Origin of the sequence: Methanothermobacter sp. THM-1, from assembly GCF_009914355.1 — an archaeon.
GTDB lineage: Archaea > Methanobacteriota > Methanobacteria > Methanobacteriales > Methanothermobacteraceae > Methanothermobacter > Methanothermobacter wolfei.
Genome location: NZ_CP044013.1, coordinates 1,647,244 through 1,673,761, shown reverse-complemented (window position 1 = coordinate 1,673,761; position 26,518 = coordinate 1,647,244). Strand labels below are relative to the sequence as shown.

Below are 26,518 nucleotides of genomic sequence, written 5' to 3'. Positions count from 1 at the left end.
GACTGTGAATGTTTGAAAATGTGATTTCAATAAAGGATTTCAGCAGAAAGGACATTGAGGTCATCCTCAGAGAAGCAGAGAAGATGGAACCAATCGCGGCTGGAATGGAATCATCAGATATTCTCTCAGGGAAAATGCTTGGGATGATGTTCTATGAGCCTTCAACAAGGACAAGGCTGTCATTTGAAACTGCCATGAAACGGCTTGGTGGTGATGTTGTTGGTTTTGCAGATACAGGGGCCATATCTGCAGCTAAGGGTGAGAGTCTTGCCGACACCGCCAGGATGCTTGCAGGTTACTCGGACGCCATTGTAATAAGACATAACCTTGAGGGGGCTGCCCGCTATGTTTATGACACCGTTGATGTCCCGGTTATAAATGCAGGGGATGGTTCCGGTCAGCATCCAACCCAGACCCTCCTGGACCTTTACACCATGAACAGGTTCTTCGGAAGCATAAGCGACCTGAGGGTGGCCCTTGTGGGTGACCTCAAGTATGGAAGGACTGTCCACTCCCTTGCCTATGCCCTTGCAGCCTTTGGTGCTGCAATGAGTTTTGTATCACCCCCCGAGTTAAGGATGCCCGATGACATCATACATGACCTTCAGGGGGAGGGCTTGAGGTTAATGAAACTGAAAAACTTGAGGATGTTATAGATGACGTTGATGTCCTGTACGTTACAAGGATACAGAGGGAACGTTTCCCTGACCCTGAGGAGTATTCAAGAATAAGGGGCGCCTACCGTATAGACAAGCCAATGGTTGAGGAGAGGGACCTCATCGTGATGCATCCGCTGCCAAGGGTTGATGAGATATCACCTGATGTTGATTCGCTTCCCCAGGCCATGTACTTCAGGCAGGCTTTTTATAGTGTTCCAGTCAGGATGGCCCTCCTGAAGATGCTGATAAAGAACTGAATGAATGCGTTACCCCTCTCTGCAATCCTTATCTTTCCATCACACACCCCAGAGAGAATCCTCAAGAAGAGACGTGTCGCACTGAAGATTTATTATATTTGTCCTGCCCTTTCCTCTACCCCTTGACACCGTGTTTGTTGATATGAGGCCCAGCATTTCAAGCTCATTTATGAAGTCGAATATTCTCCTGTATGAAACGGAATCCCCCTTCGATATGTCCTTGTAGACCTCGTAGAGTCTTCCTGAAGTTATCTCTTCCTTCCTCTTTGTCAGGTACAGTATTGCTTCAAGGACCCTCTGCTGCTGGCTTGGAAGTGTGAGTACTATGTCCGTGATCTTGTTGTGCTCTATGTAATCCTTGGCCTCCCTTACAAAGTCTCCCTGGACGATTTCGGATTCCCTTTCATCTGCAATTTCTCCAGCTGTTCTGAGAAGGTCAAGGGCGTACCTTGCATCACCCTCCTCCTTCGCAGCCAGGGCAGCGCAGAGTGGAATAACATCATCATCAAGGGCTCCTTCCTTGAAGGATAGTTTGGATCTTTCTTCAAGGATATCGACAAGTTGCTGGGCTCCGTATGGTGGGAATACTATTTCCCTGTCCCTTAGACTGCTCCTGACCCTTGGCTTTATGAATTTCTTGAATTCAACATAGTTACTTATTGACAGTATCGAGACATTATCAGTCCTGGTCAGCGTGTATAGAAGGCCGTCGCCATCGTTTCTGAGGAGTATGTCAATCTCGTCAAGTACAACCATGAGTATCATGTCCTGGCCAAAGGCGTTTTTCTTGAACATGTTCCTGAAGGTGTTAACAATTTCAGCCTTTGTCCAGCCACGGTAGGGGACATCACGACCGAGTTGCTGGCACAGCCTGGCTATAACCTGATACTCTGTTGTGTAATCTGTGCACCTTATGTACTCTGTCCTTATATTAACATCACAGTCCCTTGAGGCCTCCTTGAGCTGTTTCATGGCAAATTTAGCCACCGCAGTTTTCCCTGTCCCGGTCTTACCGTATATTGTTACGTCGGGTGGTGTTACTCCATTGAGGGCCTCGACCCAGTACTTTGCTATGGACCTTATCTGTTCCTCCCTATGAGGTAGTCTATCAGGTAGGAACCTGTGATCCAGAAACTTTTTATCCTTAAAAACAGATTCTTTGTCCCCAATTTCATCAAAAATATTCATAGTATCCCTTCTAATGATATTTATTTGCAAGAAAACTGCTGTAGCCACCTTCAGGTTAACCCCAGCATGAACAGCTGATCATGTTCATCTGGGAAGTCCTATAGGTTGCAGTGCCCTTCCCACCACAGTATTCTCTGGGGTCAGGTGATAGGTTTCAAGTGTAAATTTTCTTATTGAATCTATTAGATAAAAGTTTTTATTATTTATGTGTGTCAGCAGTATGATGGATGGTCTGTGAGACATGTTTTTCAAGTGTAAATGATACGTTCGGGTCCTGCCATCGATGAAAGGGTGGTCCATTTCAAGTGTAAAATTTCATTCTGTCCCTACCTATTGTCGGTGGGGCATCAGTTTCAAGTGTACTGAAATTCCATTAGTGAAGGGGTGGAGGGAGACATCCATTTCAAGTGTAATAGAATTTTGTTCTTTAGGGCTTCGAGAGAGACATCCATTTCAAGTGTAAGTATTAATGTAATAATTTTTGTAAATAAAATACGTTAATTTCAAGTGTATCCAGTGTAAGTTTTGTGAAGTCCTGAAGCATCCATACCTGAGGTGTCAGGGCCCACCCCTGATCCCAACGTGTTTTTATGCATTTAAAATGGGAAATTAATACGGAGTTACACTTGAAATTGACCTCTCTAACTCAAGAAGCTGCCATGAATGAACACTTTTACACTTGAAATTGACCTCTCCCATCCAGGGTGTACCATGAACTCCATGGTTTACACTTGAAATTGACCTCTCCCGGATGGAGGTTCAGGGAGTATATGACTTTACAGTTGAAATCAATGTCCCTGTCAGGTCACCGGTTACGGTAGCAGGGACTTGAAGGTGAAGTATTCTTCAGGAACTCTAAATTGTCAAGTGTTCACAGAATACATCTCATGTTTTTGGCAAATAGAATAAAAATGTGGATTTACAGATGAAATGCATCTCCAAAACCGGAAAATATAGTGGATGAAGGGTTCAGCCTAAACATACATGCTGTCATGTTCCCTTTTCTCATCACCGAACCTTTCCTGTATCATCCACATAACATGTAGCTTTGCCCTGAAAACCTTTTTTATAGTTGAAATCAACCTGTCCTTTGTGAGGCCGTCAAAGAATATCTCATCGGTCACAAGGTAACCGTTAAGGACATTTTCAGGGTGATCAAGCTGAAAATCAACCCCAAAACGGTTAATTGCAAATCGAATATCCCATAGGAACTCAGTCCTTTTAACCATGCTCATGTCCCGTATGCCTGCCTGGTGTTCAGGGCTCACGCTGGTGGCGCAGGCAATCAGAACCATATCCCTTTTTCCTGCAGGCTGAAGCACATCAATGACATGATCCTCCGGATAGTTAACCACATAGTGAAAGTTTGCGTTCTCATCTGGAACTTCCATCCTGAAGATTCCTTCCTCTTCAAGCCATTTTCTGATCATCTTCTGTGACATAAAACCACTCCCATATTAATGTCTGTACCGGAGGAATATATACTAAACCGAAATTATTACAGCTGAGACAGTATCCAACGGGTCCTTGTTGAGCTCCCCCTTCAATGCTTTTATACAGCCTTCCATGACTGGTATCTATATATGGCCCCTGACTGAAACTCTCTACCATGGATCAGATCCCGGTTATACTGATGGCAGTCCTGCTGGACATTCTGATAGGTGAAATCCCTGTAAGGATACACCCTGTGGTCCATATGGGTAATCTGATTGATATATTAAGGGGTGAACTTGGAAATACACGTATCTCAGGATTTTTACTTACCTTCACCGTTGCTTCGGTTTTCACAGCACCCCTCATTCTGACATTCTACCTTGAAGGGATAGTATGGTTTATTGTATCAGGGTTCCTTCTTTCAACCGTCATATCAATCAGGTTTCTCATGGCATCTGCCCTTGAAATAAAAGGCGCCCTTGAAAGCAGCCCCGATGTTGCAAGGGAAAAACTCTCATTCCTTGTCAGCAGGGACACATCATCCCTTACAGAGGAACAGATAGCATCAGCGGCGATTGAAACCCTCACCGAGAACCTGACAGATTCTGTGACAGCCCCCCTCTTCTACTTCATCCTCCTGGGACTGCCAGGCGCATTTCTCTACCGCACAGTCAACACCCTTGATGCCATGGTTGGATACATGGACCATTACTGCAGGTATATAGGCTGGTTCCCTGCGAAACTTGACGACGCCCTGAACTACATACCATCAAGGCTCACAGGCGTGCTCATAATACCCGCAGCCATCATCCTTGGCATGAACTGGCGAAAATCAATCAAAACCATTATGAGGGATGCAAGGAGAACACCAAGCCCAAATTCAGGTTTCACAATGGCTGCTGCTGCAGGAGCACTCTCTGTTCAGCTGGAAAAACCTGATGTTTACGTCCTTGGCGATCCTCTGGATAGTCTCGGGTCCCGGAAGATATATGAAGCTGTTAAGCTCAGTTCAGTTACAGTTGCAATCTTCCTCCTCCTTGTAACCGGGATCATATGGGTGATTCAATGAACGTGACCATAATGACCCTCACGGACAGGGCCCTGAAACTTGCAGAGCGGATAAAGGAGAAGCTCCTGGAGGACCCCACAGTGTTCTCTGTGAGGCTGATACACAGGGACATGGACCTTGAGGATGTTTTCAGGGAGAGCCAGATGATCATAGGAATAATGGCCACCGGTATAATGGTAAGGAAAATAGCACCGCTCATCAGGGGCAAGCTCCATGATCCTGGAGTAATCGTCATTGACGAGGCCGGTAGAAACGTGATAAGCCTTCTATCAGGACATGCAGGCGGAGCAAACGATTTCGCCCTGAAAATTGCAGGGCTAATCGGTGCAAACCCAGTTATAACAACATCAACGGATGTTAACGGCCTCATTGGAATCGACACCCTTGCAGCAAGGTACTTCTACCAGATAAGTGACCCTGGACTTCTCAAGCACTTCAACTCATCAATCATCAGGGGGCACACCGTTGAACTTTTATCATCAAGGGATGTTAAACCCCTCATTGATGGGGACGCAGCAGGGACCTACACCTACAGGAAGGGCGGTGATGAAAACATCAGAGCAACGTGCAATGGTAAGACAATGATACTCAGACCCTTAAAGGTTTCCCTTGGCATAGGGACAAGGAGGGGTGTTATGTCAGACACGATACTTGAGTTCATCCATGGGACAATGAAGAGGACTGGTATCCCGGTCCAGCGTATCGACGCCATTGCAACCGGTGAGATGAAAAGGAATGAAGAGGGGATAATCAGGGCAGCATCCATACTAGGGGTTCCCCTTGAATTCATACCCCTTGATGAACTTAAAGACCAGGAAACCGTGTCATTTTCAGACTTTGTTAACTCAAAGTTTGGTGTTGGAAGCGTGTGTGAATCAGCAGCGCTTAAAAGTGCAGGGCCAGGTTCAAGGCTCATAGTAAGAAAGACAGCGTCCTCTGGAGTCGCCCTTGCCCTTGCGGTATCCCGGATACCAAAAACTTTTTAACCCGGATTATATAAACCATATTGGATATAAACATTATCAGGTTTTTTTTAAGGACCATAACAGGGAGGATTCAAAATGAGTAACGAAACATTCAATCGCGTTTCTGAAATTTTAAAACATATAATGGAAGATAACAGTGTTCCAAGGAACATCAGGAGAGCCGCTGAAGAATCAAAGGAGATTCTAAACAATGAGGATGAGGACAGCACCGTAAGGGCGAGTACTGTCATATCCATACTTGATGAGATAAGCAACGACCCCAACATACCGATACATGCAAGGACACTGGTATGGGAGATACTCAGTGAACTTGAATCCATCAGGGATTGATCCATTAAATCTATTTATTCTGCCTGTGAATCATTAAGTGGACACACCTCAATCTATTTTTCCATTCCAAGCATTGATGCAATGAACTGTGTCCTCGCCGATTCCTCAACGAACTCTGCAAGGAGGAGGGCTTCATCAAGGTCGCTGCCTCCACACACTGTTCCATGGTTTTCCAGGACCACAGCCTTCTCCTTCAGCATCCCCTCAGCACACGCCTCTGCCAGTTCAGTGCTCCCTGGAGGATGGTAGGGGACCATGGGTATATGACCGGTTCCAAGGTCCCTGAAGCCTTCCATCTTCATGATCCTCACACCAGCCATCGAGAAGGCCCTTGCACATGGTGAATGGGTGTGGACTATGCCACCAATATCCGGTCGTCTCCTGTAGATTTCAAGGTGGAGTTCCAGTTCAGAGGAGGGTCCTTTACCCCGCAGCACCCTGCCGTCAAGGTCAACGATAACAAGGTTCCTGAGTGACACATCACCCAGGGGGACCATTGTCGGTGTTATGATTACCTCATCACCCTGCCTTGCGCTTACATTTCCACCTATACCTGATACAAGCCCCGTCCTGTAGATGTATCCTGAAACCTCAACAACCTTCCTCATAACGTTCATACCATCACCTAGAATTCAAATACCTTCAGGGCGCCGCGATGCAGTACCGGGACCTGGCCACAGGTGGGGACTATGTTGTAGATCTTCTGGAACTCTGTCTGGGCCTGGAATGTCCCTGAATTTATCAGGTGAACACCCCTGTACTTCTTGTAGGCGTTGATATGAACATGTCCAGTGTGCAGTATATCCGGTACATCATCAATGACAAGGTGATCCTCTATCTCAGATGCAAGGGGAGTCCTCTCACCGTATATTGGTGCAAGATGCCTCTTCTCCAGGAGTTCCTCCATTATAAGGTGGGACTTGTCGTGGGAGAGGCCGTTTATGCTCATGGCCATGTCATCGAAGCTCCTTCCATGGTATATGAGGGTCTTTAAACCATCAAGGCTTACAAGGGAAGGGTTGCTCAGAAATTCAACGTTCTTTAAGCTGTAGAGGGACTTTGCATACTCCTCTGGGATGGCTGGCTGGGGCTCAGCGATCCTTGAGGCATCGTGGTTACCGGGTATCATGATTATCTTTATATCCCTCTGTATATCCCCAAAGAGCCTTGCAGCCTCCTCGTACTGCTCTGTTATATCCTTTATCAGGAGTTCCCTTTCCTGTCCAGGGTAGATGCCTATACCGTCCACAATGTCCCCTGCAACCACAAGGTACTTGACATCGGCGGCCACCTCCCTCTGTTCCTCACTGCCCTCATCACCGTTCAGCCACCTTACAAAGCGTCTGAATGAGTCCTCCAGGAAGGTCTGGCTTCCTATATGGACATCTGATATGAAGACCGCTGAGAATTTCATCTCCTTCTCCTGTATCCTTGGAACCCCCGGGTGGAATATGTCTGATGCAACAACTAAACGGCCCTTCTTAACACCATGCACTCCTATGACCTCATCCCTGACAAGTTTCTCAGACTTCTCGAATAGTTCATGGTTCTCGTTGTGTACGATGACGGTGATCTCACCGGTGTCATCTTCGAGCTCGATCATTTTATGATTGTTCTTTGTACTGCGCAGATCATTTACAATTCCAATGATACTTACAACGTCCCCTCCACTTCTCAGGTCAGCAATCGGAACGTGTGACCTGAGCTCAGGCCTTTTTGAGAGGAGGTTTTTCAACTTCGTGAATCTGCTGCTGAAGTATGATACCATGTCTTGGATTTCACCGCTGGTGTAGGACTTGTTACTGGTATCCTGGATGACCCTGAAGTCGAATTCCCTCTTAAAATCATCCTTAACAGGCCCGCCTGCCTTTATTTCATGGGGGTTCTCTATTTCAAAGAAATCATCAAGGACTTCTGATGTGAGAATAGTGAATTTACCGCCCTCTTTCCTTATACTGACTATGAGCTCTGATGATGCGGTCATGGGGTCATCCATTTCCTTTAACCGCAGATATGCCTCGTCTTCTATGAGTATTCCTTCCCTTGCAAATTTGGCTATTATTTCATTCATTTCAACCATTCTACTCTTTACAGGATTTTTCCCCTTAAACATTAAATGGATTAGAGTAAAATATTTTACTGGGTTCATATATTTTTTATCAAAGTGACCTTTAATATAGAGAGAAAAAAAGGTGATGCATTGCCAAGGATCATTAAATTCTTCCTGTTCCTGATTATGTTCCTGGCGTTCTTTGAAGCCGGGCTTATAAGTTCATACACCCTGGTAACATCCAAGCCGCCGGACATAGAAAAGCTGATTGAAATGCAGATAGACACGGTGTCCTCTCTGCTGGATTCAGGTAAAAATTTAACCTCCACAATCACGGGAGGCCCTGAGGAGGTTAAGATAATAAACAACGCCGATGTTGCCGACGCCCTGAAGGCGAAGACAAAGCTTGACGGCATAAATATAAGGTCCCTTAATGCCACAACAACCCATGACACGGGCCTTGAGAATATTGAGATAAACATCACGGCAACCGGTTACCGTGAGAACCAGACAGGGGGCACGGGCCAGATAGTCATCAGGGCAACGGAACAGTTCACGGTGACTGCAGCAGCAAGGGCTGAGACAAGGTCCTCCGGTGTATGGGTGGATGTAAACACCATAAGGATACTTTCGGTTACAAGGATATACTAGAGCCTGAAAAGCTTTGTTCGGCGTTATCGGCGAGCTTAGCCGTTTCGGTTACAAGGATATACTGGAGCCTGAAAAGGATTATAAAATGCTTTAGGGACCTGTAAACCCTTAAAGCCCCAGACCCCTCAAAAGGTGAATGCATGATAAGGATAATTGGAATTGGACCCACACGTGACGATATCACGCTCAGGGCCCTCAGAGCTATAGAGGACGCTGACGTTGTGATAGGCTATGTAAAATACATAAGGCAGATAGAGGATCTCCTTGAGGGCAAGGAGGTCATAAAGAGCGGGATGGGGGATGAAGTAGAGAGGGTTGAACTTGCAATAAAAAAGCACCTTCAGGGTCACAGCGTAGCCCTTATAAGCTCAGGGGATCCTGGTGTTTATGGAATGGCCAACGTGTTCTTCCAGATCTTTGACAGGTATTCAGGAATAGAATTTGAGGTCATACCCGGCGTCACTGCCGTTAACTACTCAGCTGCACAGCTCGGAGCACCCCTCCATGACTTTGCCGTTATAAGCCTGAGCGACATCCTCACACCCCTATCTGAGATAAAAAGGAAGCTGGAGGCGGCTGCAGAGGCGGGGATGATAATAGCACTTTACAACCCCACCGGAAAGAAGAGAAAGAAACCATTCAGGGAGGCCCTGGGGATACTGAGGTCAAAGTTGAGGCCTGAAACACCTGTAGGGATAGTCAGAACAGAGGATGGCAGGGCAGAAACCAGTATAGTCACCATCTCTGATCTTGACGAGTCAATGGTTGACATGTCAACCACCATCATAATAGGTAACAGGACGAGCTATGTCCGGGACGGGCAGATGATAACACCGAGGGGCTATGCTGTGAAGGCACCCCTCCACGAACTTGCAGCTGAATTTTACAGGGAAAACCCCAATGGAAAGGCTTCAGGTCCTGACACGGAATGTGAATTCTATCCATGCCACTTTGAGGGTCAGAACTGTGCATTCTGCTACTGTCCATTCTATCCATGCGGTGAGGGCTCCACCGGAGGTTACTGGATAAGGGATAAGAATGTTTGGAGCTGCCAGAACTGTGAATGGATACACACCGATGAGGCCGTTGAATGCATAAAGAGGCGTCTTGAGGTATCTGACCCTGAGGACCTCTTGAAGCGGAAGAAGGAACTGCTTAAACTTCGAAGGGAGTGCCTCATGGGCATGAAGTAAGGTATTTATGGTCCACCAATCAAACACTAGACCACCAACCCAGGAGGATGAAAGTTGTCTAAAAGTGTTAAGGATATTCTCATTGAGATGAAGAACCTTTCCGAGCTGATGGTGGACCTCGCATACTCGGCACTGCTTTTTAACAGCAGGGACGCTGCAGAGGAAGTCATAAAACTTGAAAACAAGGTTGACAGACTCAACTATGAGATCAAGAAGGAATCACTTCTGGCTGCAAGATCTGTTGAGGATGCTGAGAAGCTCACAGCCCTCCTTGAAGTGGGTGAAGCAGCAGAGAACATTGCAAACTCCGCCAAGGACATAGCTGACCTTGTTCTAAGGGGAATAGAGCCACACCCTGTTTTCAAGATGGTGATGGAGGAGTCAGATGAGATAATAGTCAGGGTAACCATCAGGGAGGGCTCTGAACTCGCAGGGAAATCACTTGGAGATCTTTTACTGGCAACGAGAACTGGTATGAGGGTAATAGCCATTAGAAGGGGAGAATCCTGGATATACGGGCCTGACAGGAACACAGTACTTGCGGAGAACGACACTCTGATTGCCAAGGGGAACGAGGCCGGAGCCGAGCTTCTTTTTGCCCTTGCAAAGAATGAGATGACCCTTGAGGACATTGGTTGCACCATATAAACCTTAGAGATGATTGGAATGTTAGCAGGTGATATTCATGAAGATAGCAGGAAAGTTAATGAGGATGACTCGAAGAACACTTCAGGGCCTGCTAACATTCACCGTGACACTTTCGCTACTCCTTTCAAGGGGCTTGATAAAGGCCTTTAATTTATTTAAAAGTCTTGGCGGGTTCTTTGCAGGGTCAAAGAGGATTATTGGCGAGAGTTTCGTGGCACTTTTTATATGCGCCATCGGAGACCTTTTTGCAGGCATATTCCTTGGTAAGATGTCCCCCATGCTTGAGTCATATCCAGGGCTCCTTGTCCTTATACCCGGAGCTATAGGCATGCGTGGTAACATCTTCGGGGCTCTTGGCTCACGCCTCGGGTCAGGGCTTCATATAGGTACACTTTCACCGGAGATGAAAAAGTCAGGTGTTCTCAGCGAAAACATTGAAGCCACAATTATACTGACAATCGTCATGTCCATTTTTCTTGGGTTCATGGCATGGATATTCTGCCAGATTTTCGGCTTTAAAAGTATGGGTGTGGTTGATTTCACGGTTATATCTGTTATTGGCGGAATAATTTCAGGGGCAATGCTTCTGCCTGCCACAGTCCTGATATCTCTCAAGAGTTACGAGAATGGCTGGGACCCTGACAATGTTACAACACCCCTCATTGCAGCATCAGGCGACCTTTTCACACTTCCATCAATATTTGCCGCCATATCGGTACTTGAAATTGTTAGGAATGGCGTGGCTGAATGGATACTCTTCATACTCTTTCTTATCATGGGAGCCACCGGTGTTGTCATCGGGATGAAGGGTGGATATAACCTCAGAAAAATAGTTCAGCAGAGCGTTCCTGTCCTTTTGATCTGTTCAGCCCTTGGAACAACAGCCGGAACAGTTCTGAACAGTCGTCTGGGCGTTATACTTGATAATCCATCTATTCTTGCCCTTGTACCCCTCTTTTCAGGTGAAAGTGGCGATCTTGTAAGCATACTGGGGGCAAGGTTATCATCCGGACTTCATTCCGGTATCATACCGGCCAGCCTTCGCCCACGTGGGGAGGCTCTAAAGAACTTTGGAATCATAGCCGTGCTGTCTGTTATCATATACCCTACCATAGGGCTTCTGGCGCATCTTGTGAGTGCAGCCCTGGGAATACCATCCCTTGGCCTTGAAAGGATGGTGCTTGTCAGCTCACTTGCAGGATACATTTTAACACCCTTCCTTCTCCTGGTCGGCTTCTATCTCAGTTCGGTATCCTACAAGGTACAGCTTGACCCTGATAACATAGTGATACCTATTTCGACCAGCATGACAGATCCGGCTGCAAACACATGCCTTGTATTTGCGATAATGGCTGTCCTTGCACTCTGATCTGGCATTGGTCATGATGATCCTCTCATGGGGACTGCGAAATGATGCCTTTCCTGCCATCAAGTCTTTTTAGGGTTGTTTTTTTGGGATATACTTTCATGTCAGTACATTTGATGCCCTAACCTCAAGGACGCATGGATGCACTTCAAAGTAATCCAGAGGAAGCATACAGTCCCTGCTCCCAGTAGGGACCGCTATTATAATGAATCTCCCGTGACCCTTCACATGCAACCAGACCACGGAACCCTCAGTCAGATTCAGCTTCACAGCCTTGGATACAAGTTTTATTTCACTGCTGCTCATATTATCAGCTGTATCCACTATAAATGAACCATCATCTACCTCTGATATCAGATAATAATCACTGGAGGAGTTCACCCTGAAATTAACACATTTCCAGGTATCATTGTGCTGATGGGGGCAGATGCCGGTCCCTGTCCTGACGGCATAATCCGAGAGAAAGTCACATTTAAGGGTCCTCCTCACAACAACGGTATCCCCTCCACCGGGAGCTGCACCTGCCTCAATTGCCCTGATGCTGCAGTTAAGGGGCTTCAGTGTGAAGCTGACCCTGAGTCCTGGGAGGGCCCTCCCGATGATTTCAGGGTTTGAGCTGAGTTTCATGAACTTCCGGTAGGAGATAACCCCCGGACGTCCTGGAACAGCAAGACCCGGTGACCTGCACATGGCAGCCGGGAGGTTTTCCCATCCCGGGGGATCCCCTGGACTGTTTATAAGGACCTCGACGCCATCAGCCGCCCTTTTTTTGACGTGATCCTCCCTGAAACTCTCTGCAAGGCGCGATTCCTCTGCATCAATGAGCCCAGCAGAGAAACCCAGGATAATGGTGACTATAATGAGAGATAGGAGAAAATCTGTTGAAAATAGCACTATAGACACCCCCTTATCAGGTCAGGATTCAAGGGATAAGGCCGTACTTCAGTTTATGGCCCCCGTCGAGGTAGAGGATGAAACCCGAGCAGTTAACAGGATCCCCCTCATATGGCTCAGTGAAGAGCACATGGTCAGCCGACACCGGTCCACTTGAGGCGCAAACCCCTGGTATTATGAATGTTTCAAGACCAGGGTGTGGACAGGAAGCCCTTCCCTGGAGTCTGCAGAGGTAACAGGCTCCATCATGGCTTTCATGGTAGTATCCGTTGAGTAGGCAGTTTATGAGCACTCCATCGTGTCCATGGCAGTCATAGGGTTCATAGGGGCACCTCTTTATGATGAAGGGTCCTGTTGCGTTTATGTAGAGGTCTCCCCTGACTCCACATGAGTTAAGATGGTTGCTTAGCTTATCACCATAATCTACTGTTGTGCTGTTGTGCTGGAGTTTCCCGAGGACCCTGAAGGGGAGGGGGTCAGGGAGTCCCTCAACCGAGACCCTTTCTGAGACATTTTCCAGGTGTCCTGTGTTTCCCTCATTTATCCTTATGGTGGCGTTGACTTCGACCTGGAAGGGATCATCGGGGGAGGATTCAACCGAATTCACTGTGCAGCTTGCATTGAGGTTCAGGTAGCCAGAGCAGATTCTATCGAGTCTCTCCTGTATGTTTTCCCTGATATCGGGACATTCATCACCATTTATAACCCTGTATGCGCTTTCATTCAGGACTTCCCTCGTGATGATGGGGATATTGTCCTTCAGATCCTCCGCAGCCCTTTTAACAGAGGATGAAGCCGCTGCCTCGGCGGTGCAGCTGGCCATGTGCTCATCAAGACCCAGCATCATCATGGCAATGATGACCAGGGGTATCATCAGGAGGAATGCGGCTCCGCCCATAAGGTATCCAGAATCATCCATGGTATCACCATAGATGAATTTATTATTACAGACATAAAAATATTACTCTAAACTTCATAAATTATTATCAAAATTCTGGGTGTTCAGGGGACCTCCCTGATTTCTTTAAAAACAGAAAGGGGACTTTAAATTACCCTGAACATTTGGGGACCATGTCCTGTTCTTTATTACCTCCTTGGGGATATCACAGTTTAAATACTAGATCACCCTATGATTTAATTATAATGAATCCGGATAGATAATGAAAGGATGATTATACTCATGGAGGTTGCAAGATGACAGAAACCGTTAGGACATGGCGCCACATACCCCAGCGCTACAATCTCACAGGTTCAAAATGTCTCCAGTGCGGGAACGTTTTCTTTCCCAGCAGGATAATATGTCCCGAGTGCAGGCGTAAGGGAAAGTTGCAGGACATGAAGTTCAGCGGGAAGGGCAAAATCCACAGTTACTCTGTGATAAACACCCCCACCGATGAGTTCAAGGACATAGCACCCTACGTGGTGGCGATAGTTGAACTTGAGGAGGGTGCGAAGATAACAACCCAGATAGTTGACTGCGACCCTGACTCAATAGAGATCTGTGACGATGTTGAAATGGTCTTCAGAAGGGTGAGGGAAGAAGGCGAGGATGGAGTGATATCCTATGGATTCAAATTCAAACCCAGAAGGTAAAATCGGCGTCCTCCTTGTGGGACATGGGAGCCGTCTGCCCTACGGGGAGGAGGTCATAAAGGGCATAGCAGACATCTACAGAAAGGAAGCTGATCATCCGGTTGCTGTAGGCTTCATGAACATATCAAAGCCATCGATACCTGAGGCAATAAATGAACTTGCAGCCAGGGGCGTTGAAAAGATCATAGTGACACCGGTCTTCCTTGCCCATGGAGTGCATACAAAGCATGACATACCCCACATCCTTGGAATTGACGATGGCCATGAACATCACCATCACAGCCACGAGCACGAACACGAGGAATTCGAATTCGATGGTGAGATAATCTACACCGAACCCCTCGGCGCCGACCCAAGGATAGCTGAGATAGTTAAGGAAAGGGTTAAATCAGCCCTTTAATCTACTTTTTGATTAAAATGTCCCATGGCAGAATATCATCCCTTGGAGAAAAAAAACTTGTTTCATGGATAATAAAAAGGGCAAGGGCAAGCTTCCCTGATTCGGAACTCCATGGACTTGGAGACGATGCAGCTCTCCTGGATATCGGTGATGAATACCTTGTCTTAACTTCCGATCTTCTTCTTGAGACAAGGCACTTCCCTGATCCCTCAAGGCCATACGAGATGGGATGGAAAACGGTAACAGCAAACATGAGCGACCTTGCGGCCATGGGTTCGAAACCTGAGGCCTTCATGTTATCAATGGCACTCCCTGACCTTGAAGAGGACTTCTTCAGCTCCCTCATCGATGGGGTTATGGATGCCTGCACCCATTACAGGGCACCCCTCATTGGAGGCGACACCAACGAGTCTGATGAAATCATACTCTCAGGGATGGCTGCTGGCAGGGTAAGGAAGGACAGGGTCCTCCTCAAGTCAGGCGCAAGGACAGGAGACCTTGTTGCGGTAACAGGCCCCCTGGGACTTGGAGCTGCAGGAACAGAGCTCATTTTATCGGGTGAAAAACCAGCTAAAAACCATGAAGCTGCAGTTGAAAGTTCACTGAAGCCCCTGGCACCAGTGGAGGATGCGTTGAGGATAGCGGAGTCAGGCCTTGCATCATCGGTCACAGACATAAGCGATGGCCTTGTAAGTGAACTTGGAGAGATCATGGACTCCAGCAGGGTGGGTTTCAGGATATTTAAGGAGAAGATCCCGGTGCCCAGGGAGGTCTTTGAAATAGCCTCCATTATCAACAGGGACCCCATGGAACTGGCCCTCTACTACGGGGAGGACTTTGAACTTGTCATAACTGCAGGGCCAGATGAGATGAAGGAACTTTCGGGAATCACAGGGCTTCATGTCATAGGCGAGGTCACCGACTCTGGAATTGAAATGATTGATAAGGATGGAAGAACATACACTCTAGATGTAAGGGGTTATGAACATTTAAAGGGGGGAGTCCAATGAAAAGGGAAGCCATGCTCTATGAGAGGAGCGGTGAAAGGTTAAGGTGCCTTGTATGCAACCGGAAATGCCTCATTCCTGATGGGGGGAGGGGGTATTGCCTTACAAGGGAAAGTGATGGTGAGAGGATATACACCCTGACCTACGGGGAGGTATCATCGGCTGCCGTGGATCCGGTAGAGAAGAAGCCATTATTCCATTTTTATCCTGGAAGCCCCGTATACTCCCTTGGAACGGTCGGCTGTAACTTCCGCTGCAGGTACTGTCAGAACTGGAGTATATCCCAGGCCGCAATAGACAGCGTGCCAACCAGGTACATGTCACCTGAGGAGGCTGTTGAGGCCGCAGCTGCCAGTAACTGTCTCTCCATTGCCTGGACCTACAATGAACCCACAATGTGGCTGGAGTATACCGTGGATTCAGCTGAACTTGCAAGGCAGCATGGCCTTAAAACAGTCTATGTGACCAACGGCTACATGAGTGAGGAGGCCCTCAGCATCATAGGACCTCTACTTGACGCTGCCAACATCGACCTCAAGGGGATGTCAGAGAGGTTCTACCGTGAGCTCTGCGATGCCCGGCTTGAACCCGTGCTGGAGAATATAAAGGGGATGCATGATATGGGGATCCATATTGAGGTCACCAATCTGCTGATCCCTGGCTACAATGATTCGGATGATGACATAGAGGCCCTTGTAAACTTCATGGTTTCCGAGGTTGCTGCTGATGTCCCCCTGCACTTCACAAGGTTCTTCCCCCATTACAGGATGCAGGACATCCCACCAACCGAGACGTCAACCCTCATGAGGGCACGTGAAATGGCCCTGGAGGCCGGTATGAAGTATGTGTACGTCGGCAACCTCCCGGGCACCGATGCCGAGAATACCTACTGCCCGTCCTGCGGGGAACTCCTCATAAAGAGGGATGGTTACATGGTTGATGCCAGCAGGCTCAGATCAGGGAAGTGTCCTGAGTGCGGCATGAAAATAGACATCATGATGTAAGATATTCCTGAACTCCACCGGGTTTATCTCAAAACCAGCAGAACACGCAGTTCATGTACTGGGGGACGCACCTTCTAATCATAGATTTATAGATCTCTTCTACAGGCTTTCAGAAAAAAGTAAAATTTAAGCAGGCAGTTCATCCTTCAGGGATGGATTATTCTGACCTGCTCACCCTCTGGAACTTCTTGGACCTGTCAAGGGGTATTGTTGCATCAACACCCACTTTGGTGGTTGTCCCGTCAGGGAGGGCTGCAGGGTCAAGGGAAGAGCCCCTGGCACCTGGAACCACGACTATGTCATCATCACCCTTAACCCTGGTTGCAATGGCGTATTCTATCTCTTCAGGATCAAATACGTTGATGTCATCATCAACAACCACCACGTGCTTCAGGGAGGGGTGGGCTGCAAGGGCAGCCATTATAACATTCTTACCATCACCCTGGGTCTGCTTCCTTATGGATACAGCTGCGTGAAGCCAGCAGCAACCCCCCTCTGTCAGCACAACATCCTTTACTGTGGGGACCGTGTTCTGGACTGCCCTGTAGATCCTTGGCTCCTGGGGTAAACCCTGGAGGAGCCGGTGCTCAAAACCAGCAGGCAGGATGGCATGATACATGGCATCTTCCCTGATATGCATCCTTTCAACCCTGATGACTGGTTCCTTCCTCACAACATCGTAGGTGTCCGTCAGGTCAACGAAGGGCCCCTCCCTTTCCCGGACCCCGTTGAGTATGCGGCCCTCAAGGATTATCTCTGCAGGGGGCACCTCCAGTTCAACCCCCTCACATTTTACAAGCTGCAGCCCACCATCATGGAAGGTGTTTGCAACCTCCATCTCATCGGCATCTATGGGTATTGAGGTTGTTGTTGCAAGGAGTGTGGCGGGGTCAAGGCCTATGGCAACCGCTATCTCAAGGTCCCTGCCCATGGCCTCAGCCCGCTGATGGTATGTGTAGAGGTGTCTTGGCACTATACGGACAGCCATACGGTCCTTCCCCATGACCATCATCCTGTGTATTGAGGCGTTGCGGGTTCCTGTTTCAGGGTCCCTTGCGAATATAACCCCGGCAGTGATGTATGGGCCACCATCCTTCCTGTAATGTGTCAGGACAGGGAGCCTTGAAAGGTCAGCCTCCCCTGAGCTGTAACCCTTAAGGCTCCTGGCCCTTCCCAGGGGGGTCGGATTTTCCATTGCATCCACTATCCTCCCGGTTATCTCATTGACCCTGCAGTTGAGGGAGAGGGCTATCTTCTCCCGGGTGTTACAGAGCCCTGATATTACAGGTATATCCGATTCCTTAATGTTTTCAAGTATTACAAGGTCCCGGGGGTGTTCCCTGAGTATCCTGGCTGCCTCGAACCTGGTTGAGACTTCATCCTTTATTATCACGGGCTTCTCAGGGAGTATTTCCATGAAGTTTCTCATTCCATCACCGTCAGAACTTAACTGAACGACTCTTTATCCTCTTTATACGGGATTCGATCTTTTCATCATAGATTCCCAGCATTTCAGCTGCCAGTATGGCGGCGTTGCCACCGTTACCTATACCCACGGTTCCAACAGGAACACCGGGGGGCATGTTGACCATTGAGAGGAGGGAGTCCCACCCGTTCATCTTGAGGGGGCAGGGGACACCTATAACAGGCCTGTCACTGAGTGCCACAACCGCTCCGGTTACATGCGCTGAGAGGCCGCTTATGGCTATGAACAGTCTGACGTCCCTCATCTTCTCAAGGTACCTTTCAAATCTTTCAGGATACCTTATGGGTGATATGACGTTAAGGTCATAGCTTATGCCGAGCCTGTCAAGGAACATGGTGGTCTTCTTGGCGATCTTCATGTCAGAGTAACTGCCGGGGATGACCGATACCATGGGGGCCTCACCCCACTCTTTATCATCGTCATCCTCAATTTCAGGTATCTGAATCTTGAGGGGTGAGTAGTATGAGCCTTCCATGCTGTTCAGGATCTGGCACTCATCCCTTCTAACCTTCTCATAGAATCCCATTCTCAGCTTTGAAACCCTTTCACGCACTTCAGGGTCCCCTATACCTATTATCTGGGCTGCCAGTATCGCCGCATTCTCTCCACGGTCAACCCCCACCGTAGCCACCGGGGCAGGGAAGGGCATCTGTGAACATGCAAAGAGGGCGTCCAGACCCCCAAGTTTAACATCCACAGGGACCCCTATTACCGGTCGGTGGGTGTTTGCAGAGATCATACCCGGAAGGTGGGCTGAGAGTCCCGCTATACCTATGAATACCTCCACACCCTCCCTTATGGATTCCGTCACAATCGCTTTGACCTTTTCATGGGTTCTGTGGGCGGATGCAACCCTCAGGTCGTAGGGTATCTTGAGTTCCTCAAAGATCTCCATTGCCTTCTCGGCAATCCTAAAGTCTGATGCGCTTCCAAGGAGTATCATTACTCTGGGTTTCATTTGAAGATTCACCTTTAGAGTTATGCTTAAAGGTTTATCATGATTCCTATTTAATACCTCGGAAGACTCTTCAATTTATAAATGAAATGGGACCAATAGGAGATATAGAGATTCAGAAGGGTGTAGCGATGTCATGGCTTATTCTTATAATGGTCTTCCTCCTCTGCGCACTGAAAAGAGGGATCACAGATAACCTGTCAGTCTCGGTGGTAATACCCGCATTCAATGAAGAAAAGACTGTTGCAGAGGTTGTTGAGGCAGCCAGAAACTCTGATATGGTCACAGAGGTCATAGTGGTGGATGATGGCTCCACAGACAGCACAGCAGAAGTCGCAGAAAATGCAGGTGCAAAGGTTATAAGGCATACCAGTAACAGGGGTAAGGGAGCTGCCCTCAGAACGGGCTTCAAACATTCAAAGGGGGAAATAGTGGCCTTTGTGGATGCTGACCTTAAGAACATGACAACAGAGAAACTGGAGAAGATGATAAAGCCCATCCTGAGGGGTAAGGCAGACCTTACAAAGACCAGGTTCAGGCGAAAGGCAGGAAGGGTGACGGAATTAACAGCTAAACCACTTTTAAATTTTTTCTTCCCTGAAATAAAATTTGAACAGCCCCTGAGCGGCCAGTTCGCTGCCAGGAGATCCGTGCTTGAGAAAATGAAGTTTGAGGAGGACTATGGTGTTGATGTGGGAATAGTCCTCGACGCAGATGTAATGGGCCTTACAGTGAGGGAGGTTGACATCGGAACCATAAAGCATGATATGGCCAGCCTCTCTGACCTCAACCTTGTCGCCAATGAAGTTGTGAGGACAATAGTTGACAGGGCGCTTGCCTATGGAAGGATAACAATGATGGATTCCATGGGTAAAGCCATAAGGATGTGTATACTGGGGCTTTCACTCACAACACTGGGTGTTTTCAGCATATTCTTTATAAGGGCCATTCCTGCCATGGCGGGGGTGGTCATAGCCGTTGCAGGGCTCATAGTTGCAGTTTATTATCTCTTAAGCCTCATCAGAAGATCGGTGTACGTGTTCAGACGATCAACAGGCAAGGTTCAGGCGGTAAGGTCCTTCATCTACATGCACTTCCCCATACTCGTATCCGGCCTGATCCTTATTGCAATGATATCAACCCTCCTGGGCGCGGTCCATGTTGATGATGGTAAGATATCCATTGAGCCCACATCAGGAAACCTTATAATATGGAAAAAGAGTCAGGATAACAGGACTTTTGATGTGCGGGGCCCCTACACCGTTGACAGCGCCCTTGAAAATGAGAACGGCACCATAAGAATCCCTGAGGAGGCGATAAAGACCCTTGGCCTCAACTACGGTGACCGCCTATTCATAGCCAATGAGACCTACACCCTCAACAGGACAAGGCAGGGGGAGGGCAACATAATGAGGATGCCCCTTGATGCAAGGGAAGCCCTCCAGCTGAATGCAGGTGACGTGATCCAGGATGGTAACCTGAGGAAGGTTTTCAATGGTGTCTATGCCATGAGGAACATTTCAGAATCAAACATCACGGTCCTTAATGGTGTGATTATCCAGACCGATGAGGCTCCTGGAAGACAGGTCAGAGTCCTTGTTGATGGGGTTAAGGTGGCCGAAACCTCGGGGGTAATGAAGAAGGGAGCATACACCATCTATATAAATGGTGTGCCCGTCCGGAGGATCATGTTCTCTGATGAAGCCGCCAACTACACTGTCTACTGGGGCAGGCATGTGGTGAAGGTTGAGGTCCTTGGAACCCTTCCAAGCGACATGCTCTTTGCATCATCATCGGAGGGCAGATTCCTCAACATATGGCTTTAAATTTCTTCTGCTGTTGGGGTTTTAGCTTTCAAAAGTGATACCATGATGGAGCCCCTGTTATGATGGAGTTCCGGGGCACAACCCGGAAAATCCAATCAGTAGTAGACCCTTGCAGCCTCCTGAGGGTCATTGTAGAGGCCAAGGGCTGCTAGGGCTCCTATCTTTCCCTGAGACCCGGTTATCTCAATGAGCTCTATCCCCAGGGCTTCTGCAACACTTTCAGCTTCTTCAACCTCCATGAGGCGTTTCTTGGCATTCATGGAATACTCTCTGAGTTCTCCAGGGACCCTTATGCCCTCCAGAACAGCCATGGCTGTTTTATCTGATAGGGTGCTCTTTTCAAGGAGTCTCGCTGCTTTATCAATAAGATGTTCCTTCCTTCCGGGGTCAACCCCAAAGGCCAGGGCAACTGATACGCAGTTCTGGGTCTTGTGGGGGTTGTGGGGGTAGAGCTGGACCGTCACATGGTCCAGGTATTCAAAGCCCTCCTCCTGGAGCCTGAGCCCCATATTGTTTGCAAGGGTCCAGGTTGCACCTTCAGCGGGGGTGTCGGTGTCATCTATTCCTATGACCACCTTCTCGAGCCGTGGTGTTATAACAGCAGCCCGGCCCTCCCTTGATCCTCCACCCACATCATAGAGCTCAACCCTTTTAACACCCTCTGCCATGCCACGGCACATTGCAGCACCAACACCTGCACCTGCAAGACCCGCATGCACCACACGGACCTCGTCACCCTCAACACGGACCTCCTCGATCCCTGCAGCGTTTAAACTAGCTTTAAGTTCCAGGGGAGCTTTACCGGTCCTTGCAATGTAGGTGTGTCTGTTACTGTCCCTCCTGGCGCTTTCTATTAATTTACTGGAGCGGCTGTACTGGTATATCATCCACTCCGAACCTGAAACGCAGGGGTGATACTCGACTATCTCAACAAGGTCACCGTCCACCATGGTGATGACCTTCCGGTAGGGTGATATCCAGGGGTCCCTGAACCTTTCCCTGAGATCAGAGGGTTTGAGGATTTCCATGGAACTTCTCCAGGGATCAGAATTCATTAAGTCTTCTGTGCATTTTAACAGCAGCTTCAACAGCTCTTTTAGCGTATTCAACACGCTGGTGGGCTTCAAGCCTTGTCATCCCTGGACCTGATATTCCCAGGGCAACTGGTTTATCATATTCAAGGGCCAGGTCGGCTATTTTACGTGAAGCGTGCTGTACAACGATCTGGTCATGGTCGGTGGCGCCCTCTATCACGGCTCCCAGGGTGATGACCGCGTCGATTTCATCATCCATGAGGAGCTTCTTTATTGCAAGGGGCATGTCAAAGACTCCCGGGACAGGGATAACCTTTGTTATCTCAGAGTCCAGGAATTTAGCATGCTCCCTGGCAAGTTCAAGCATCATGTGCGTTATGTCATAGTTAAATTCGGCTACAACAGCCCCTATTCTAACTTCAACCATACTGATTCCTCCTTAGAGTATAAATGCAGCTGCAACGGTACTTAGGACCATTATTATTACTATAAATATTGCTATTACCTGAGCCTTGTTCATGGTCAAACCCCCAGTAATGATATTTCATTAAGGGTTTCTGCGAGTAATTCTATCTCCTCTTCTGTGTTATAGTAGTGTATGGATGCCCTCACCGTGCCTCCCATTTCATGGAGCCCCAGGTGCTTTATTGCAGGTATTGCGCAGTGGTGTCCGCTTCTAACACAGATGCCGGCGGTTTCATCGAGGAGCTTTGCAACGTCGTGGGGATCCATGTTATCTATGTTGAATGAAAGGATACCATAAATGTTTTGGGGGTCACCGTAGCACTCGAGCCTGTCAATGGATGATAGTTCACTGTAGAGTTTCTCTGTAAGTTTAATGGTGTGTTTCTCTATTCTGCCAATCCCTATACGGTTCATGTAGTCTATGGATGCCCCGAGGCCAATGAAACCTGCAATGTTAAGGGTTCCGGCCTCAAATCTTGCCGGAAATTCTTCAAGGACGTATTCATCCTCTGATACATCCAGGACGGTGCCGCCTCCAAGGCTGAAGGGTTCAAGTTCATCGATACATTCCCTGTTACAGTACAGGAAGCCGGTTCCAACGGGCCCCATGGTCCCCTTGTGCCCGGGGAATGCTGCGAAATCAGCACCTATCCCTTTAACATCAACTTCCATGTGCCCTATGGACTGGGCAGCGTCCACAAGGTAGAGGGCGCCGTGCTCATGGGCTATACTGCCTATCTCCTCCACCTCCTGCACCGAACCAAGCGCATTGGATATGTGGGTTACCGTAACAAGTCTCGTTGTATCATCAACCGCGTCCTCAATAACGGATGGGTCCACAACTCCAGTCTCATCAGCCCTGACAACCCTCACATCCACTCCCATCTTCCTGAGCCTCAACCAGGGAAGGAAGTTTGAGTGGTGCTCGATGTTGGGGACAACCACCGAGTCACCCCTCCTGAACCGCAGGCCACCGGCTACAATGTTTATTGCCTCCGAGGTGTTCTTTGTGAATATGATTTCATCTGCTGAGGCATTTATGAAGCCTGCGACCTTTGAACGGGCTTCATTCAACCTTTCAGTGGCCCTTACAAGAAGGGAGTAGGCACCCCTACCTGTGTTTGCATTGTAGGAGAGGAAGTACTCCTCCATTGCCCTCACAACAGGAAGCGGTGTGGGAGTTGTGCTTGCGGCGTCAAGGTAAACATGGTCCTCAAGGAGGGGTATATCAGACCTGACATCCTCCACCAGCATAAGATCACCCTTCAATTCTCCTGGCTATTTCCCTGGCCATTTCATCTGTTCCAAGATCACCACCAAGGTCCGGGGTTACAAGTCCATTCCGGAGTGTTTCTTCAAGTGCTTCCTGTATTTTCTGGGCTTCTTGTGGTTTTTTGAGGTGTTTTAGCATGAGTGCTGTTGATAGTATCATTGCTGTGGGGTTGGCTATGTTTTTTCCGGCTATTTGTGGTGCTGATCCGTGTACTGGTTCGAATATGGCGTTTTTTTCGCCTATGTTTGCTGATGGTGCTACTCCGAGGCCTCCGACCAGGGCTGCGGCTTCGTCTGAGAGTATGTCTCCGAACATGTTGGTTGTGACGATGACATCGAATTCATGGGGCTGTGTGATGAGGTACATGGCTGTGGCATCCACATAGTAGTCATTGGCCTCCACCTGGGGGTAACTGGAGGCGACCTCGTAGAAGACTTCCCTGAATATGCCGTCTGTCTTCTTGAGGACGTTGGCCTTATGGACGGCCGTAACACCGCCGCGGCCATCACCCACCGCGTAATCAAAGGCAAACCTCACAATCCTCTCGGAGGCAGCCCTGGTTATAACACGCCTTGCAACAGCACCATCAGACGTGTACTCCTCATCACCAACATAGAGATCCTCGGTGTTCTCACGGACAATCACAAAATCCAGGTCCGGATAAAGGCACTGAACCCCTGGAAGAGACCTTACAGGCCTTAAATTCGCAAAAAGGCCGAATTCACGTCGAAGTTTAACTATTACATCAGCGGCGCTTTCACCTGCAGCTCCGAACAGTGTTGCATCAGCCTCACCCACCGCCTCAAGGGTTTCATCAGGCAGGGGGGTCCCTGTTCTCTCGAGGCAGTCGTCTCCTGCATCTGCCATGATGAGTTCAGGGTTAAGGTCAAGGGCATCCAGCACGGTGAGGGCAGCATCCATAACCTCACCGCCAATGCCATCACCGGGTATAACCGCTATCTTCATCTCCATCACCTACAGTTCTCCACCCCTTTTGAGGTAGGGTATGAGCCCCCCGCTTTCAAGTATCTCCAGCATGAAATCAGGCAGCTTCTTGAATGGGAATTCTTCCCCATCCCTGATTATGACGCCCCTTTCAAGATCGACCTCGATTTCATCACCCTCTTCAAGCTCATCCGTTATCCCCGGGGCTTCAAGGAGGGGTATGCCGACGTTTATGGCGTTCCTGTAGAATATCCTTGCAAAGGATTCTGCAATAACGGCCGCCACACCAGCACCCTTGAGTGCCAGGGGTGCGTGTTCCCTTGATGATCCGCATCCAAAGTTTTTACCTGCAACTATGAAGTCACCGGGCCTGACCTTTGATGGGAATTCAGGGTCAAGACCCTCCATGACATGTTCTGCAAGTTTTTCAGGGTCCCTTATAACAAGGTACCGCCCGGGGATTATTATGTCTGTATCAACGTCATCAGGGAATTTCCAGACCTTTCCTTTCATCTTTAAACCTCCTATTTGATGTTTGCTGGGTGGGTGATTTTTCCTTTAACTGCGGATGCTGCTGCAACAGCCGCCGATGAAAGGTATACTTCGGCTTCGGGGCTGCCCTGCCTCCCCCTGAAGTTTCTGTTTGATGTGGAGAGGCTCACCTCACCAGGCCCCACCAGGCCCACATGTCCTCCAAGGCATGGACCGCAGCAGGGGTTGCATACAAGTGCCCCTGCATCCACGAAGATCTCCATGAGTCCCTCCTCAAGGGCGCGGCGGTAAACCTCCCTTGATGCGGGTATGACAAGCATCCTCACATCATCAGAGACCTTCCTGTTTTTCAGTATCCCTGCAGCATCCCTGAGGTCGCTGAGCCTTCCATTTGTACATGAGCCAAGGAATACCTGGTCTATCTCTGTCCCCTCAACTTCACTGACGGGTTTCACGTTGTCAACGTTGTGGGGACATGAAACCTGCGGTTCAAGTTCACTGACATCAATATCCATCACCCTGAGTGATGCCGCATCCTTATCGGTTTTAAAGACCCTGTATGGTTTACCCGACCTTTTTTCAACGTATCTGATGGTTTTTTCGTCGGGTTCCACTATCCCTGTCTTTCCACCCATTTCTATTGCCATGTTGGAGAGCACCATCCTGTCGGATACGCTCATCTCTGCAACGGTTTCACCTGCAAACTCGCATGCCATGTAGGTGGCCCCGTCTGCACCCACACGGCCTATGATGTTCAGGACAACGTCCTTTGCATAGACGTGCTCTGGCAGTGACCCTGTTATTTCAAATCTGAGGGTTTCAGGGACCCTGAACCAGAGTTTACCTGTTGCAAATACCATCGCCATGTCGGTTGACCCTATACCTGTTGCAAAGGCCCCCAGGGCTCCGTGGGTGCAGGTGTGGGAATCTGTGCCCACCACAACCTCGCCCGGCACCACGTGACCCTTTTCAGGGAGCACCTGGTGACACACCCCTTCACGGACGTCGTAGAAGTTTCCTATCCCCTGTTTCCTTACAAAGTCCCTCATTATCATATGGTTCCTGGCGGCTTCAATTGAGTCTGCAGGCACCTGATGGTCGAATATTACAACGATCCTTTCAGGGTCCCAGACCCTATCTGCCCTTATCCTTTCAAAGGATTCAACCGAAAGGGGCCCTGTGAGGTCATGGGTCATGGCAACATCTATATCTGCCATTACTATTTCACCGGCTTCCACTTCCTTTTCACCGGAAGCATTTGCAAGTATCTTCTCAGAAACAGTCATAGACATCTATTATCCTCCTTTAAAGGT

Annotated in this window: 26 protein-coding genes and 1 pseudogene; 13 read left to right on the top strand and 14 right to left on the bottom strand. The window is 48.5% G+C overall.

The features are described 5' to 3' along the window. The first annotated feature begins 8 nt into the window (after positions 1-8). Positions 9-916 (top strand): annotated as a pseudogene (gene pyrB / locus FZP57_RS08855) (aspartate carbamoyltransferase). Positions 917-955: 39 nt separating this feature from the next. Here pyrB and cdc6-1 read toward each other — a convergent pair. Both cdc6-1 and FZP57_RS08845 read right to left on the bottom strand, forming a co-directional pair. Next, a complete protein-coding gene (gene cdc6-1 / locus FZP57_RS08850) occupies positions 956-2,104 on the bottom strand; it encodes an ORC1-type DNA replication protein Cdc6-1 (protein ID WP_074359627.1) in 1,149 nt (382 codons plus the stop codon). Positions 2,105-3,078: 974 nt separating this feature from the next. After that, positions 3,079-3,546, bottom strand: coding sequence for a DUF2299 domain-containing protein (locus FZP57_RS08845; RefSeq protein WP_074359626.1), 468 nt, complete (start codon positions 3,544-3,546; stop codon positions 3,079-3,081). Positions 3,547-3,737: 191 nt separating this feature from the next. On the opposite strand from FZP57_RS08845, the gene FZP57_RS08840 reads away from it, so the two are divergent. From FZP57_RS08840 to FZP57_RS08830, 3 genes are all read left to right on the top strand, one after another. After that, complete coding sequence (locus tag FZP57_RS08840; protein WP_238337905.1) at positions 3,738-4,607, top strand: cobalamin biosynthesis protein; 870 nt, start codon at positions 3,738-3,740, stop codon at positions 4,605-4,607. Next, positions 4,604-5,593, top strand: a complete 990-nt coding sequence (locus FZP57_RS08835) for a cobalt-precorrin 5A hydrolase (protein WP_074359624.1) — start codon at positions 4,604-4,606, stop codon at positions 5,591-5,593. Before FZP57_RS08840 ends, FZP57_RS08835 begins: the two co-directional genes overlap by 4 nt. 75 nt (positions 5,594-5,668) lie before the next feature. Continuing rightward, the gene (locus FZP57_RS08830) at positions 5,669-5,923 is read left to right on the top strand and encodes a UPF0147 family protein (protein WP_074359623.1); all 255 of its coding nucleotides are present in this window, start codon (positions 5,669-5,671) and stop codon (positions 5,921-5,923) included. 53 nt (positions 5,924-5,976) lie between these two features. Here the strand turns inward: FZP57_RS08830 and FZP57_RS08825 are convergent, their stop codons facing one another. Further along, complete coding sequence (locus FZP57_RS08825; RefSeq protein WP_084531297.1) at positions 5,977-6,540, bottom strand: class II aldolase/adducin family protein; 564 nt, start codon at positions 6,538-6,540, stop codon at positions 5,977-5,979. 8 nt (positions 6,541-6,548) lie between these two features. Continuing rightward, positions 6,549-7,994, bottom strand: a complete 1,446-nt coding sequence (locus tag FZP57_RS08820; RefSeq protein WP_074359838.1) for a DNA-directed DNA polymerase II small subunit — start codon at positions 7,992-7,994, stop codon at positions 6,549-6,551. A 129-nt stretch (positions 7,995-8,123) separates the two neighbouring features. Between FZP57_RS08820 and FZP57_RS08815 the strand changes: the two genes are divergently transcribed. The 4 genes from FZP57_RS08815 to FZP57_RS08800 all read left to right on the top strand — a co-directional run bounded on the left by FZP57_RS08815 (position 8,124) and on the right by FZP57_RS08800 (position 11,834). Then, positions 8,124-8,624, top strand: a complete 501-nt coding sequence (locus FZP57_RS08815) for a hypothetical protein (protein ID WP_074359622.1) — start codon at positions 8,124-8,126, stop codon at positions 8,622-8,624. A 140-nt stretch (positions 8,625-8,764) separates the two neighbouring features. After that, a complete protein-coding gene (gene cobJ, locus FZP57_RS08810; protein ID WP_191216278.1) occupies positions 8,765-9,817 on the top strand; it encodes a precorrin-3B C(17)-methyltransferase in 1,053 nt (350 codons plus the stop codon). Between the two features lie 87 nt (positions 9,818-9,904). Next, positions 9,905-10,465, top strand: a complete 561-nt coding sequence (locus FZP57_RS08805) for a potassium channel family protein (RefSeq protein WP_191216618.1) — start codon at positions 9,905-9,907, stop codon at positions 10,463-10,465. A gap of 37 nt (positions 10,466-10,502) precedes the next feature. Continuing rightward, entirely contained in the window at positions 10,503-11,834 is a 1,332-nt protein-coding gene (locus FZP57_RS08800) for a magnesium transporter (protein ID WP_191216277.1), read from the top strand. A 96-nt stretch (positions 11,835-11,930) separates the two neighbouring features. On the opposite strand, the gene FZP57_RS08795 is transcribed toward FZP57_RS08800, so the two are convergent. Next, complete coding sequence (locus FZP57_RS08795; protein ID WP_191216276.1) at positions 11,931-12,725, bottom strand: hypothetical protein; 795 nt, start codon at positions 12,723-12,725, stop codon at positions 11,931-11,933. 28 nt (positions 12,726-12,753) lie between these two features. Next, positions 12,754-13,644 carry a hypothetical protein gene (locus FZP57_RS08790; protein ID WP_074359617.1) on the bottom strand — a complete coding sequence of 297 codons (891 nt, stop codon included), beginning with the start codon at positions 13,642-13,644 and terminating at the stop codon, positions 12,754-12,756. 275 nt (positions 13,645-13,919) lie between these two features. Between FZP57_RS08790 and FZP57_RS08785 the strand changes: the two genes are divergently transcribed. Genes FZP57_RS08785 through amrS form a run of 4 tightly spaced genes read left to right on the top strand, consistent with a single transcriptional unit; the run spans position 13,920 to position 16,729 of the window. Continuing rightward, on the top strand, positions 13,920-14,318 hold the full coding sequence (locus tag FZP57_RS08785; RefSeq protein WP_074359616.1) for a Zn-ribbon domain-containing OB-fold protein: 399 nt from the start codon (positions 13,920-13,922) through the stop codon (positions 14,316-14,318). Further along, positions 14,290-14,718 carry a sirohydrochlorin nickelochelatase gene (gene cfbA, locus FZP57_RS08780; RefSeq protein WP_074359615.1) on the top strand — a complete coding sequence of 143 codons (429 nt, stop codon included), beginning with the start codon at positions 14,290-14,292 and terminating at the stop codon, positions 14,716-14,718. The genes FZP57_RS08785 and cfbA overlap by 29 nt, the downstream gene beginning before the upstream one ends. Positions 14,719-14,735: 17 nt before the next feature. Further along, positions 14,736-15,728, top strand: a complete 993-nt coding sequence (gene thiL, locus FZP57_RS08775) for a thiamine-phosphate kinase (protein WP_191216275.1) — start codon at positions 14,736-14,738, stop codon at positions 15,726-15,728. Further along, positions 15,725-16,729: an AmmeMemoRadiSam system radical SAM enzyme gene (gene amrS, locus FZP57_RS08770; protein WP_074359613.1), complete on the top strand. Its 1,005-nt coding sequence runs from the start codon at positions 15,725-15,727 to the stop codon at positions 16,727-16,729. Before thiL ends, amrS begins: the two co-directional genes overlap by 4 nt. Before the next feature lie 157 nt (positions 16,730-16,886). On the opposite strand, the gene FZP57_RS08765 is transcribed toward amrS, so the two are convergent. After that, positions 16,887-18,146: a UbiD family decarboxylase gene (locus FZP57_RS08765; protein ID WP_074359837.1), complete on the bottom strand. Its 1,260-nt coding sequence runs from the start codon at positions 18,144-18,146 to the stop codon at positions 16,887-16,889. Positions 18,147-18,168: 22 nt separating this feature from the next. After that, positions 18,169-19,173 carry a 5-(carboxyamino)imidazole ribonucleotide mutase gene (gene purE, locus FZP57_RS08760; RefSeq protein ID WP_074359612.1) on the bottom strand — a complete coding sequence of 335 codons (1,005 nt, stop codon included), beginning with the start codon at positions 19,171-19,173 and terminating at the stop codon, positions 18,169-18,171. Positions 19,174-19,301: 128 nt separating this feature from the next. Here purE and FZP57_RS08755 point away from each other — a divergent pair, with 128 nt between their 5' ends. Then, a complete protein-coding gene (locus tag FZP57_RS08755; protein WP_191216274.1) occupies positions 19,302-20,996 on the top strand; it encodes a glycosyltransferase in 1,695 nt (564 codons plus the stop codon). A gap of 95 nt (positions 20,997-21,091) precedes the next feature. Here the strand turns inward: FZP57_RS08755 and mmp11 are convergent, their stop codons facing one another. The 6 genes from mmp11 to hacA form a co-directional block, all read right to left on the bottom strand. Next, positions 21,092-22,024: a methanogenesis marker protein 11 gene (mmp11, locus tag FZP57_RS08750; RefSeq protein WP_191216273.1), complete on the bottom strand. Its 933-nt coding sequence runs from the start codon at positions 22,022-22,024 to the stop codon at positions 21,092-21,094. A 16-nt stretch (positions 22,025-22,040) separates the two neighbouring features. Further along, a complete protein-coding gene (gene ribH / locus FZP57_RS08745; protein WP_074359609.1) occupies positions 22,041-22,457 on the bottom strand; it encodes a 6,7-dimethyl-8-ribityllumazine synthase in 417 nt (138 codons plus the stop codon). Positions 22,458-22,552: 95 nt separating this feature from the next. Next, the gene (locus FZP57_RS08740) at positions 22,553-23,749 is read right to left on the bottom strand and encodes a cysteine desulfurase (protein ID WP_191216272.1); all 1,197 of its coding nucleotides are present in this window, start codon (positions 23,747-23,749) and stop codon (positions 22,553-22,555) included. 4 nt (positions 23,750-23,753) lie between these two features. Next, the gene (locus FZP57_RS08735; RefSeq protein WP_305054991.1) at positions 23,754-24,734 is read right to left on the bottom strand and encodes an isocitrate/isopropylmalate family dehydrogenase; all 981 of its coding nucleotides are present in this window, start codon (positions 24,732-24,734) and stop codon (positions 23,754-23,756) included. 9 nt (positions 24,735-24,743) lie between these two features. Then, entirely contained in the window at positions 24,744-25,226 is a 483-nt protein-coding gene (locus FZP57_RS08730; protein WP_074359608.1) for a 3-isopropylmalate dehydratase small subunit, read from the bottom strand. Between the two features lie 11 nt (positions 25,227-25,237). Next, positions 25,238-26,497: a homoaconitase large subunit gene (gene hacA / locus FZP57_RS08725; RefSeq protein WP_191216270.1), complete on the bottom strand. Its 1,260-nt coding sequence runs from the start codon at positions 26,495-26,497 to the stop codon at positions 25,238-25,240. Positions 26,498-26,518: the final 21 nt, after the last annotated feature.

Coding starts and splice junctions, on each gene's coding strand:
- cdc6-1 (WP_074359627.1), bottom strand. CDS start 2,104: ATGAATATTTTTGATGAAATTGGGGACAAAGAATCTGTTTTTAAGGAT.
- FZP57_RS08845 (WP_074359626.1), bottom strand. CDS start 3,546: ATGTCACAGAAGATGATCAGAAAATGGCTTGAAGAGGAAGGAATCTTC.
- FZP57_RS08840 (WP_238337905.1), top strand. CDS start 3,738: ATGGCAGTCCTGCTGGACATTCTGATAGGTGAAATCCCTGTAAGGATA.
- FZP57_RS08835 (WP_074359624.1), top strand. CDS start 4,604: ATGAACGTGACCATAATGACCCTCACGGACAGGGCCCTGAAACTTGCA.
- FZP57_RS08830 (WP_074359623.1), top strand. CDS start 5,669: ATGAGTAACGAAACATTCAATCGCGTTTCTGAAATTTTAAAACATATA.
- FZP57_RS08825 (WP_084531297.1), bottom strand. CDS start 6,540: ATGAACGTTATGAGGAAGGTTGTTGAGGTTTCAGGATACATCTACAGG.
- FZP57_RS08820 (WP_074359838.1), bottom strand. CDS start 7,994: ATGAATGAAATAATAGCCAAATTTGCAAGGGAAGGAATACTCATAGAA.
- cobJ (WP_191216278.1), top strand. CDS start 8,765: ATGATAAGGATAATTGGAATTGGACCCACACGTGACGATATCACGCTC.
- FZP57_RS08805 (WP_191216618.1), top strand. CDS start 9,905: ATGAAGAACCTTTCCGAGCTGATGGTGGACCTCGCATACTCGGCACTG.
- FZP57_RS08800 (WP_191216277.1), top strand. CDS start 10,503: ATGAAGATAGCAGGAAAGTTAATGAGGATGACTCGAAGAACACTTCAG.
- FZP57_RS08790 (WP_074359617.1), bottom strand. CDS start 13,644: ATGGATGATTCTGGATACCTTATGGGCGGAGCCGCATTCCTCCTGATG.
- FZP57_RS08785 (WP_074359616.1), top strand. CDS start 13,920: ATGACAGAAACCGTTAGGACATGGCGCCACATACCCCAGCGCTACAAT.
- cfbA (WP_074359615.1), top strand. CDS start 14,290: ATGGATTCAAATTCAAACCCAGAAGGTAAAATCGGCGTCCTCCTTGTG.
- thiL (WP_191216275.1), top strand. CDS start 14,736: ATGTCCCATGGCAGAATATCATCCCTTGGAGAAAAAAAACTTGTTTCA.
- amrS (WP_074359613.1), top strand. CDS start 15,725: ATGAAAAGGGAAGCCATGCTCTATGAGAGGAGCGGTGAAAGGTTAAGG.
- FZP57_RS08765 (WP_074359837.1), bottom strand. CDS start 18,146: ATGGAAATACTCCCTGAGAAGCCCGTGATAATAAAGGATGAAGTCTCA.
- purE (WP_074359612.1), bottom strand. CDS start 19,173: ATGAAACCCAGAGTAATGATACTCCTTGGAAGCGCATCAGACTTTAGG.
- FZP57_RS08755 (WP_191216274.1), top strand. CDS start 19,302: ATGTCATGGCTTATTCTTATAATGGTCTTCCTCCTCTGCGCACTGAAA.
- mmp11 (WP_191216273.1), bottom strand. CDS start 22,024: ATGGAAATCCTCAAACCCTCTGATCTCAGGGAAAGGTTCAGGGACCCC.
- ribH (WP_074359609.1), bottom strand. CDS start 22,457: ATGGTTGAAGTTAGAATAGGGGCTGTTGTAGCCGAATTTAACTATGAC.
- FZP57_RS08740 (WP_191216272.1), bottom strand. CDS start 23,749: ATGCTGGTGGAGGATGTCAGGTCTGATATACCCCTCCTTGAGGACCAT.
- FZP57_RS08735 (WP_305054991.1), bottom strand. CDS start 24,734: ATGAAGATAGCGGTTATACCCGGTGATGGCATTGGCGGTGAGGTTATG.
- FZP57_RS08730 (WP_074359608.1), bottom strand. CDS start 25,226: ATGAAAGGAAAGGTCTGGAAATTCCCTGATGACGTTGATACAGACATA.
- hacA (WP_191216270.1), bottom strand. CDS start 26,497: ATGTCTATGACTGTTTCTGAGAAGATACTTGCAAATGCTTCCGGTGAA.